This is a genomic window from Reichenbachiella sp. (assembly GCF_039944555.1).
Taxonomy (GTDB): Bacteria; Bacteroidota; Bacteroidia; order Cytophagales; family Cyclobacteriaceae; genus Reichenbachiella.
Genome location: NZ_JBDUYN010000009.1, coordinates 147,194 through 157,969 on the forward strand (window position 1 = coordinate 147,194; position 10,776 = coordinate 157,969).

Below are 10,776 nucleotides of genomic sequence, written 5' to 3' on the forward strand. Positions count from 1 at the left end.
ATTATCTCGCGTTAGGTTCTAACCCTCCCACTTCTATAGCTGAAGTAGGAATCTGCAATACTTTTCTCTTATCATCGCTTTGCAACGTACCTATTACCGAACCACTCGGACCCAGATGATCAAATGATATGCTATATCTCTTAATATCAAACCAACGCATCCCTTGTCCCAAAAATTCTTTACGACGTTCCAATAGAAGGTAATTGAGCAAAATATCCTGATTCGAAAAGTCGGGATCACTATCTCGCCCAAAAAATGTTCTTAAACCTGCAAGAGAAAGAGTAACATCGGCACCAGAGTACCTCCTATCTGTAAGTACCTGAAGGTCCGCCAATGCTTCATCCAGATTATTGCCATATAAATTCGCTTCTGCCCTATTTAGCAAAACTTCTTCTCCCCTAAAAACCGGTGCAATGTGATAAGGAGTACCCACGTTTGAATTGATACTATTTCTCTCAAATAAACTTTCATACCTTACCGGAAACAGTGCATTCTGACCTTTGACAAATGCCGGGTTTTCCCTTTCATCTGTGGCTTCATCAAATGGGTGCGTCGCAAACAAACTCCCATAATCATTTCTATCAATACCATAAGCGAAATCAGTACGCTGTACCAGTGAAATTTTCCTCATCAACATCAAATTGCTGGATAAGTCCGGTGAAGCATATAGCTGAGGAAAACCCGTAATCGATGACTCTGCTGCTTTAAACTCTGTGGAAGTCAGATCACGTACAAATGCCTCGGGGTTACTTCCTAATAGTTGATCGCTGTATTCCAAACTTCGGATGAAGTCTGCCTTGTAAAGATAGAATCTCGCAGCAAAAGCCAACGCTGCGTTTCTATTAAAATGATACTTACCACTATTTGTAAAATAGGTATCATCCAACAAATCCAATCCAAGCCTCATGTCATCTTCTATCTCGTCATACACTTTCTTAACCGTTGGTCGTTCATATTCTACTAAAAATTCTGTTTCAGGGGTTTCGATATACGGCACACCCAATCCAGAACCCCTATTCACAAAATTGAACTCTTCGCTAAATAAATTAACCAGCATAAAGTGTCCATATGCCCTTGTCAGCAATGCTTCAGATTTAATTGCATCTCGTCTTGCTTTTTCTGAGTCGTCAATTTCAAGATCATCGAGAATCTGTAAGACTTCATTGGCATGAGAAATCGCGGTATAAGTCTGATACCAGAAAAAACCAGGAGTATCTTGCTCGGTGGGGTCTGAGGTTGGATCACCCCATGTGTACATTTGCTGATGTGACGGTCTCAAAGTAGTTCCAACGGTATAAGTGAAGTCATCTGTCATCCAATCTGTAAAGGCAAAGCTTGCATCCGAATAGGCATTCGTCAACAACTGTGCTGCTTTATCCAAATCGTCTAATGACACTCTGTCATCTGGCACTTCCTCGAGAAACGAGTCACATGATGTAAAGGCCAACATAAGCACCAGGCTTACCCTTCTGAATTGAGATGAGAGCGTTGTCAAATTCATTAAGCTCAGCTTGAAAGTCCTCAATATTTGTATCAATTTCTTCATAGGATTAAATGCCAATATTTAAAGAAAATGTTACCAATCTAGGCTGTGGCAGTGAAACACCTCCTGAGCTAAAAAACTCAGGGTCCTGACCATTTAAAGCATCATCTGAATAGATTAACCAAAGATTTTGTCCTTCTACACTCAGGTTTACATTGCTCAAGCCAATTCTTTGCACGAATGGTGCAGGCAATTGATAAGACAATCTCACATTTTTCAATCTGATATAGTCTCCATTAGCCACTCTGATATCACTAAGATTATACAATGAGTAGCTATCCAAATCCGTGCCCCCCGCGTCCACTAAGTTTCTATCCAGTATGGCTGGTACATTAGTGATATTTTCATCACCTGGAACTACCCATCGGTTCGCTAATTCTGCCGGTAAGGCATCGAAATCAGTATATCGTGCCTGTACAACATCATTTAGCCTTATTTTGTAATCAAATTTATATGACAGCAAGAAACTAAAGGACAAGCCTTTCCAAGTCACTGTATTCGTTAAGCCACCACCACCGCGTGGTTCGGTCGATCCTTCGAATTTCAATGTCTCAGATAAATTCTCCCTTCTTTGCAAATCATATTGAAACACTACTTCATCATTTTCATTGTAGAATGTTGGAAGACCATTGCCGTTCAGCCCAGCGAATTTGGAGGAGTACAACCCTCTCCTGGGTCCTCCTACCACAGCTGCACCATTTTGCCCAAGGGCGTCTACCAGTCGGGGGCCAAAATCCAGCCTTGTGATTTTATCCTTGGTATAGCCCACATTGAAATTTGTCGTCCATGAAAAATCACCTCTTGTAAGATTTATCGTATTCAGAGTAAATTCGAAGCCTTGTGATTCCATATCAGCGAAGTTTCCGGTCTTTACGCTTTGTCCTCCTACACCACTGGTGAGCACATCACCAATCAAATCAAAAGATTTCCTGCTATACCAATCAACAGATACATTTACTCTATTTTCAAGCAAGCTAACATCAGCCCCTATATTTAACTCCTTAAGTTTCTCCCAGGTCAATTCAGTGTTAGTCAAATCCTGAACAAACAATAAAGGCTCCTGATCTGTCGGGCGTACGGTTACATCCGCCTGGAGATTGAGCAATGCACTTGCATTTGGAGGAAGATTTCCAGAAATACCGTAGGTTGCTCTAAGCTTCAACTGATCGATTAGACTTATGCTCTTCATAAAGTTCTCGCTATCTACATTCCAGGCACCACTCACATTCCAAGTAGGTAAGTATCTCGCACTTTGGCTTTCTCCAAGTTGATTTGAGCCATCATATCTCACTGTGAAATTGGCAATGTACTTACCCTTATATGAATAGCCACCATTCAAAAACACGCCAACAAAACGATCTCTCAGCTGATTTTGTGCGAAGATGTCGATGTTCTGAGAATTGAAAAATTCAATGATATTAGGGTCGGTCACGGCAATTCCCCCACTTTCGTAAAGTACGCCTAGTCCTGTGGTATTCTGTTCGCTTCGATTAGTAAATCGAATTTCCTGTCCTGCCAATACGTTTACCTGATGAATTTCATTGAAGGACTTCGACCATTCTGCGCTAACTCTACTAAAGAAATTAAGTAAATCGCTTCTATCCAAATAGTTGAATCCACCAATTGGTAGAACAACTACCGGGTTCAAACCCGGATTGTCTGGGTCTCTGTACAAAAGATTATTGGCATCTTGTATAAATTGTGTTCCATTAGCTCTATAAGCTTCTGCTTGATTCGATTTTTCATGAACCGTATGATCCCGTTGAGTAGAAGCATACCTCAACTGCATAACTCCCTTGAATGAAAGATTCTTGACTGGGTTCAATTCAAAATCAGTTTGTGCAGAAATGTCTGAGACCGTAATATCGATGAAGTTGTAATTCAACTCGTCCAGTATATTGAAGTCTGCGTAATTTCTTCTGAAATACTCGGGATCACCGTTAGAATCAAAGGGTCTGATAGATCGACTCGTATTCAGTGCATAACTCAATGGATTGATATCAAAACTACGGCTATATTTCCCTGTAATAGGGTCGAATTCCCTGTTTCTGGTACCTGGTACTGTTTGATCTCTATAGCTGGCCGATAACTTCAACCCAAAAGTGAATTTTTCCGATAAGAAGTAAGTATTCCTTGAACTCGCTGTCAGGCGCTGTACTTTATCAGCAATCGTCTGTCCCTGATCATTCAAATAACTGATAGAATAGTAACTATTCGATTTATCCGTTCCAGATGTGAAACTCAACGAGTGCTGTTGCTGCAATCCATAATCTCTAAACAAAACATCGAACCAATCCGTGTTTGCATTTTCATATTGATTGAGATATGATTCATTCAGCCCTCCACCTGCTCCCCAAGGAATTTCATGATTTGCAATTTTGGTATACATTTTCCCAATAGCTCCAAAGTTTTGAGCACGTACAGAGGTAGTAATATCAATCAATCCCTTGCGATGCATCTCACGGTAAACAGACATTTCTTCCGCCGAGTTGAGCAGGCTAAATTGGCTGTATGTAGGTCGTAACTTAACTGAATAATTACCTGAATAATTTATTCGTAAAGCTCCACTCTTTCCTCTTTTGGTAGTTACTACGATTACTCCATTGGCAGCCCGAGCACCATAAATGGCAGTGGCTGAAGCATCCTTCAGAATCTGAAATGATTCGATATCGTCCGGATTGATGTTAGCAATAGATGAGCTAATCAGAGTATTCGCATTTCCTGAAATAAAGTCATCCGTATTTACATTTGCCAAATCTTCAAGGATAACTCCATCTACCACAAACAGAGGTTGGTTGTTTCCGTTTATGGAAGCATTACCACGTATTCTTATTTTAGGAGAAGAGCCGAAAGTTCCTGATACGTTGTCAACATTTACACCTGCCACACGGCCTTCAAGCACTCGACTAACGTCAACAATACCCTCGGCATTAATGTCAGCCATTCTAAGGTTTTCCGAAGCTCCTGTAAATAGTTTGCGATCTACTTCCTGAAATCCATTGACCACCACTTCCTGTAGTGCCACCGATTCTTCAAGAAGTTTAACCTTAAATGGCTGATTTTTTTGAGTCACTTTCAAGCGCTGCTCCTGCATGCCCAGCATTCTAACAATGAGCACATCACCTTCATTGGCTTTCAATCGGAAGTTCCCATCCAGATCTGTAATAGAGCCAGTAGTCGTATTCTCAATGACCACGGAAACTCCTATCATTGCCTCACCCTTAGCATCCACGACCTGCCCAGAAATATCAAGTGTTTGGGCAAGCATCTGACCATTCAAGAAGAACAGAAAAATCAAACTAAAAATGTGGACAAAATATCTCCTTGTAGCCATCAATGCAACAGTTAATTAAAGGAATAAATGAAACTCTTCGTTTACTCTGACTTTATAAAAGTATAAACCAAATTGAATGTTGGCGTGTCAAAATAGCTATTTAAGAGATCAATATCAGCTTGGTCTGTAGAGTTTGCTAAGGCGTTCAGGTGAGCATTTGCACCATCAACATCTCCATGATCCGTAATTAATTGTTCTCTGGTAGCATCAGACATAAAAAAATCAACTCCACCATTAGGGTCAATACCTTCACTATACCACAATTGATTAGACTGATTTCTTATTAATCCAAATTCGGTAGAAGTTTCATCTTCCGTGCCCGCATTTGTAGTAAAAATCAGTTTATCTTCTGTCAGCTCCCAAGTGCCTTCTATCGTTCCAGTTGGCGAATTGGGTCTCTTAATACTGGTAAGAAATGTTTTATCCTGATTAAGAACAATACTATAACTCTCAAACCCATAATAACCAATTGTTCGTACAATACCTTCTGCATTTGAATAGGTAGACGGAAGGTCGGTTACTACAAAGTTTTCCAATGTCCAGGTTCCCATCTCGTGTGTAGGTTCCGGATCATCACTACTACAAGAAGCAACAAAAATTAATGAGAGGGCAAATAATGTGGCGTGTAAAAAATTTTTCATATGTCGTTTTTTTTGTACGGTCCCAAATGGAACATTTTATTCATTAATTGTAATACATCAAAACTCCCTTAATACAATGAATAAACGCTTCATTTGATTTTGTTTTGGTTGAAGTTTTTGAAGCTTTTAAATATATCAACTTAAAAGGCAAAGACCCTTGTTTTAAAAATAAAATTTTGCCAGGTCCTAATAAACAATCTAATAATTACGCAAGCATGCATTCATCTATCCAAATAACGAATAATCTATAGAAAGAGTCTTAATACGCAATTCAGAACACATACTAAGTAAACAAAAAAAAGTCAGAATTGGTTTGGGTTCGAACAATTACACAATTGTTGACGTAAAGAATCGACCTAAAACTTGGGAGTTTTCTTCATATGAATACCGCATCACTTTTCAAAGAGCCTCTTGAACCATCTGCTGACAAGATTCTCCAGAAAACTACGCGATGACATTTATATAAAGGGATATTATTCAATAGTGCACCTTTGTTGACTTGTGGCTTGTCACAATTATGTGAAATCTATCACATATAATAGATTCGACTTCTAGCCTCAAAAATGCCTTTGCTTGCTTCAAAACCAGCGATACGGATGACCATGTAAAATCACTATATTTCCTCTTAATTTACGCTTGCATTAATTAAAACCAAACAGTTGAAAAAAGAGCCCCACTTCCTCCAATCTCTGGCACAAAGGTGTCAAAATCAATTTGGCCATCAATGTGAACAACTGACGGTAATTTTTCCAAACAAAAGAGCTGGAGTTTATTTTCTCGATTATTTGGCACAATTGTATGATCAACCCATCTGGTCTCCTTCTATCATGAGTTTTGAAGAATTTGTTGAAGGTCAACAGTCTAAGAACTTCGCTGATGACTTACAGATGATTTTTCTTCTATACAAAGCTTATAAGCAGATTGTAAAAAAACCGGAAAATTTTGATGCTTTTTTCCCCTGGGGTGAGATGATATTGAAGGACTACAACGATATCGACAATTACCTGGTGGACGTAGCGCACATTTTTCGAGTGGTAAAATCTCAAAAGGAACTGGACGAAGCCTTTCAGCATCTGTCAGAGAGAGATCAACAAACTATTCAAAGTTTTTGGAAGGGTTTCCTTCCAACTCCTAATAAAAAGCAGAACGAATTTATTGCGACCTGGTCCATTTTGACTAAGCTATATGAAAGGTTCAATCAGTTGCTATCAGAAAGCGGACTCATCTATAAAGGGCGTATGTTTCGTGAATATGTCGACCAGATCGCACCCCTTGAAAATACCAAAACACTTTGGTTTGCAGGATTCAATGCACTGACCAAGGCCGAGGAAAAAATCATTAAGGTTCATTTGGAACATGGGAATGCGGACATCTTTTGGGACGTAAATGCATACTATTTCGAAGATGAGAATCAAGAGTCAGGCACATTTTTCAGGGAATATGCACAATATCCAGCATTCAAAGATTCAATCCTGCGTGATTTAAGACCTGCTTCCGATCTTTCCAACGTCAACATTGAAGTTTTATCTGCTCCATTCAGCATGGGACAAATAAAGGGTGCCTCTCAAAAGCTGGAAAATCTGGAAATCACTCAAGCGGAACAGGCTCAACTTCTCATTATTTTAACAGACGAATCCTTGCTCCAAGGTGTCCTGCATGCATTGCCGGAACAATTTGAACAAACCAATGTAACCATGGGGTGGTCGGCATCTCAATCCAGAATTTACATTTTTCTGATCAAAATAATAGCGCTACACGATAAATATCAGAATAGTCAACTTTCCAAGATTCATCACAATGAAGTTATTGACTTACTTGAATATAAGGATCTTCTGGGAATAGCATCACAAGATGTAATCGCATTCAATACCTATGCCATTGAAAACAACACTGTATATCATTCGATAAGTGATGTAAAAACAAAGTTTCCAACGTTGGCCATTATCCTGGAAACTGCAAAAGATGCCAGTGGACTCATCAATCACTTGATATCCTTTGCGGCCCAACTGGATTCACAATTACTTGGAGATATCGACCAATCTGTGTTGGTACTGATTCATGGAACTTTAAAGAGAATAGAGGCTGCCATTAATCAACATGCCGTACAGCTGAACTTCAATTCGTTCTATAAACTTTTCATAAAGCTGGGATCAACTTTAAAGCTTTCGTTATCCGGAGATCCAAAACAAGGGATACAGGTGATGGGTATATTAGAGACAAGAAACTTGTCATTCAAGCATGTGCTGATCCTGGGCATGAACGAAGGTCAATGGCCCAAGGACAGTTCCAACACTTCTTTTATCCCTTATAATATCAGGAAGGCGTTCGATCTCCCAACTATAGAACATCAGGATGCCATGCAATCCTATTTATTCTATCGATTGCTGCATAGCGCAGAAAATTTGTGGGTTTCATATAACAACATTTCCGAGTTCAATCACAATGGAGAACCTAGTAGATACATTCGACAGTTACAATACGAATCTAATCTTGTGTTCAAGGAGTTAAATTTGGTCAGTCCAATTACAGCAGAACCGGAACCGACTATTACCATCGAGAAAAATAGAAACGTTACGGAACTACTGAATGATTTTCTGGTAAAAAAGGATGAACCATTCAAAAGACTCTCTCCGTCGGCACTCAATACTTACATCGATTGTAAACTCAAGTTCTATTTTCAACATATCGAAAAAATACGAGAGCCTGATGAATTACTCGAAGACATGGACCCTTCCCTATTTGGTAATTTATTACATGGTGCCATGGAGCAGTTGTATAAGGGAAAGAACTTTTGGCCCCCCGAAGACATCGAGGCCATATATATGCAATTAGATGAGGCTATTAGACAATCTTTTGCAGATCAAAAACTTGGTGGAGAAAATGAGCAAACCGGTCGGCAATTAATCGCTTTTGAAGTGATTAAGGAGTATATGCAGCGTATTTTGTCCTTCGACAAAAGAAATGCCCCCTTTCGTATATTGGGCCTGGAAGCCACGGATTACCTTGTAGATTTTCCCATTGAACTGCATGGAGGAAGTGCTAAAGTTGGATTAAAAGGAATCATCGATCGAATAGACGAATATGGCGAAAGCATCCGTGTACTCGACTATAAATCAGGAAGAGACGACCGCAATTTTGGATCGATGTTCGATTTGATAGATGGTAATTCTAACAAGAGAAACAAGGCTGTTTTTCAGCTGTTTTATTACTGCTTATTGTATAAGGAAAATCATCAGGATTCGAATCGGAACATTCAGCCCGGGTTGTTCAATAGTAAGGATTTATTTGATAATCAGTTCGATACATTACTGACTCAAACGGTGGAAAGAAAGAAAAGGCAGGTATTGAACTATACTGATTTCGAAGAAGAATTTAAGGAAGTGATGCTGCACCTACTTACGGATATATTCAACCCGGAGGTTCCATTCAGTCAGACTGATGATGAAAAAAAATGCTCATATTGTACTTATCGGCAAATTTGTCGAAGAGGTTAATACGTGAACACCGTTTTGGAAGGTCCCTCAAGTCTTTGAATATGCAAAGCCGCTAAGCTCATTTACGATTTATTTACTACATTTCAACAACCAAAAAACTAAACTATGATGAAGAAAATTATTATTGGAGTAGTGCTGGCCATTGTCGCATACTTCGCGTACGGCGTACTAACGACACGATCGCATAGTCCCCTGGATACTGCTGAAACCAGTATTGGAGACTTGTCAGTCAAAGTGGTCTATTGCCAGCCGTATAAAAAAGGACGTTTGATATTTGGAGATGAGGCTGATGAGGCGTTGGTGCCATATGGAAAGTACTGGAGGCTTGGCGCAAACGAAGCAACTGAGATTACATTCAGCAAAGACATCAATTTCGCAGGAAATCCTGTGGCAGCCGGTAGTTATCGCATGTATGCAGTACCAAACGTAGATTCATGGGAAGTATCTCTAAACAGCCAATTAGGTGAATTTGGCTATTTTGAACCCGATTATAGCTTAGATGTGCTGAAAGCTAATGTACCGGTACAAAGTGCTGCTGGGGAATTAGAGCAATTCACTATTCAGTTTGCCAATGACTCCATTGGAACACAAATGAACATGATGTGGGATAAAACGCTAGTCAGTGTTTCGATTGCTGAGCAATAAGCTACTGGGATTGACATAAAAAAATCCCGCACTATCGTGCGGGATTCAATTTTTTCAAAACTTATATGTCTTGCTTAAGCCAGTTGCGCATCTAGTTTGCCCGCAAGGACGCCCTTAGGTACTGCTCCTACTTGCTTATCTACTACTTCGCCGTTTTTGAATACAAGCAAAGTTGGAATGCTTCTTACTCCAAATTTTGCAGACACTTCAGGATTAGAATCTACATCTACTTTCCCTATTACTGCTTTGCCTTCGTAATCTCCTGCAAGCTCCTCCACTACAGGTCCAATCATCTTACAAGGTCCACACCATTCTGCCCAAAAATCTACTAATACCGGCTGATCTGTTGATAATACCTCGTCGAAGTTGCTGTCTGTAATTTCTACTGCTTTGTTCATGTCTATAATTATTTTAATATTCTTGTTGCATCCAAAGACGCAAATATAGTAGAAAATGTTGATGCCTACAGATTGATTTTAACGATGAAGGCATAAAGAAAAACTATCTCCCCATGGCATTACTTGAGCAGAACTCCATTCTCGTATTGGTACTCCAGCGTAACATTCCCTTCCTGATCATACCACTTGGCTTCACCATGCATTTTGCCATTTTGCCAGGTACTCTCTTCCATGATTTTACCATTGTCGTAGTATTTCGATTTTTTCCCTTCTAGTTGTCCCTGATAATAATTTTTCCGTTCTACAATTTTACCATTACCGTAATAGATAAATTCTCCGTCCTCAGTTCCGTTGACATAATGGGCCTTTAGCGTAAGATTGCCTTTATCATCCATCTCCAAATGCGTACCATGCTGAGTCCCACTCACATAGGTAGATATTGACTTCACTAATTCATTCGGGTGATAGGTTGTCCATGTCCCATTTCTAAAGCCATTTAAATAGTCACCTTCCTGCTCAATTTTGTCACTGAATAATACGGTTGCTTTGACAAGGCCTGGCATATAATCAAACTCCGACTTTTCTGCGTAGTCAGGCAGTTTGTCCAGATGCTCCTGGCCTCCACTAGAGACAACTCCGCTCCCAGAACTACAAGCGCTTAGCACAACCATTACCAAAAAAATAGAAAGACTGTTTTTCATTTTTTAAAGATTTTGATTCA

7 protein-coding genes are annotated in these 10,776 nt (G+C 39.6%); 2 read left to right on the top strand and 5 right to left on the bottom strand.

Going from position 1 to position 10,776, the window contains the following annotated elements:
- Position 1: 1 nt before the first annotated feature.
- From ABJD64_RS16975 to ABJD64_RS16985, 3 genes are read right to left on the bottom strand one after another with little or no spacing between them, the layout of a single operon-like run.
- The gene (locus ABJD64_RS16975) at positions 2 to 1,501 is read right to left on the bottom strand and encodes a RagB/SusD family nutrient uptake outer membrane protein (protein WP_348181777.1); all 1,500 of its coding nucleotides are present in this window, start codon (positions 1,499 to 1,501) and stop codon (positions 2 to 4) included.
- Between the two features lie 49 nt (positions 1,502 to 1,550).
- Positions 1,551 to 4,877 carry a SusC/RagA family TonB-linked outer membrane protein gene (locus tag ABJD64_RS16980; protein ID WP_348181778.1) on the bottom strand — a complete coding sequence of 1,109 codons (3,327 nt, stop codon included), beginning with the start codon at positions 4,875 to 4,877 and terminating at the stop codon, positions 1,551 to 1,553.
- 41 nt (positions 4,878 to 4,918) lie between these two features.
- On the bottom strand, positions 4,919 to 5,518 hold the full coding sequence (locus tag ABJD64_RS16985) for a hypothetical protein (protein WP_348181779.1): 600 nt from the start codon (positions 5,516 to 5,518) through the stop codon (positions 4,919 to 4,921).
- A gap of 659 nt (positions 5,519 to 6,177) precedes the next feature.
- Between ABJD64_RS16985 and ABJD64_RS16990 the strand changes: the two genes are divergently transcribed.
- Both ABJD64_RS16990 and ABJD64_RS16995 read left to right on the top strand, forming a co-directional pair.
- The gene (locus ABJD64_RS16990) at positions 6,178 to 9,012 is read left to right on the top strand and encodes a PD-(D/E)XK nuclease family protein (RefSeq protein ID WP_348181780.1); all 2,835 of its coding nucleotides are present in this window, start codon (positions 6,178 to 6,180) and stop codon (positions 9,010 to 9,012) included.
- Positions 9,013 to 9,117: 105 nt separating this feature from the next.
- Positions 9,118 to 9,657: a DUF2911 domain-containing protein gene (locus tag ABJD64_RS16995; protein ID WP_348181781.1), complete on the top strand. Its 540-nt coding sequence runs from the start codon at positions 9,118 to 9,120 to the stop codon at positions 9,655 to 9,657.
- A 74-nt stretch (positions 9,658 to 9,731) separates the two neighbouring features.
- Here ABJD64_RS16995 and trxA read toward each other — a convergent pair whose 3' ends face one another.
- Together trxA and ABJD64_RS17005 are read right to left on the bottom strand one after the other, a co-directional pair.
- Positions 9,732 to 10,055 carry a thioredoxin gene (gene trxA, locus ABJD64_RS17000; protein ID WP_348181782.1) on the bottom strand — a complete coding sequence of 108 codons (324 nt, stop codon included), beginning with the start codon at positions 10,053 to 10,055 and terminating at the stop codon, positions 9,732 to 9,734.
- A gap of 119 nt (positions 10,056 to 10,174) precedes the next feature.
- Positions 10,175 to 10,756 carry a toxin-antitoxin system YwqK family antitoxin gene (locus ABJD64_RS17005; RefSeq protein WP_348181783.1) on the bottom strand — a complete coding sequence of 194 codons (582 nt, stop codon included), beginning with the start codon at positions 10,754 to 10,756 and terminating at the stop codon, positions 10,175 to 10,177.
- Positions 10,757 to 10,776: the final 20 nt, after the last annotated feature.

Bases quoted from the DNA above. Each gene is read 5' to 3' on its own strand.
- ABJD64_RS16975 (WP_348181777.1), bottom strand. From the start codon at position 1,501: ATGAATTTGACAACGCTCTCATCTCAATTCAGAAGGGTAAGCCTGGTG.
- ABJD64_RS16980 (WP_348181778.1), bottom strand. From the start codon at position 4,877: ATGGCTACAAGGAGATATTTTGTCCACATTTTTAGTTTGATTTTTCTG.
- ABJD64_RS16985 (WP_348181779.1), bottom strand. From the start codon at position 5,518: ATGAAAAATTTTTTACACGCCACATTATTTGCCCTCTCATTAATTTTT.
- ABJD64_RS16995 (WP_348181781.1), top strand. From the start codon at position 9,118: ATGATGAAGAAAATTATTATTGGAGTAGTGCTGGCCATTGTCGCATAC.
- trxA (WP_348181782.1), bottom strand. From the start codon at position 10,055: ATGAACAAAGCAGTAGAAATTACAGACAGCAACTTCGACGAGGTATTA.
- ABJD64_RS17005 (WP_348181783.1), bottom strand. From the start codon at position 10,756: ATGAAAAACAGTCTTTCTATTTTTTTGGTAATGGTTGTGCTAAGCGCT.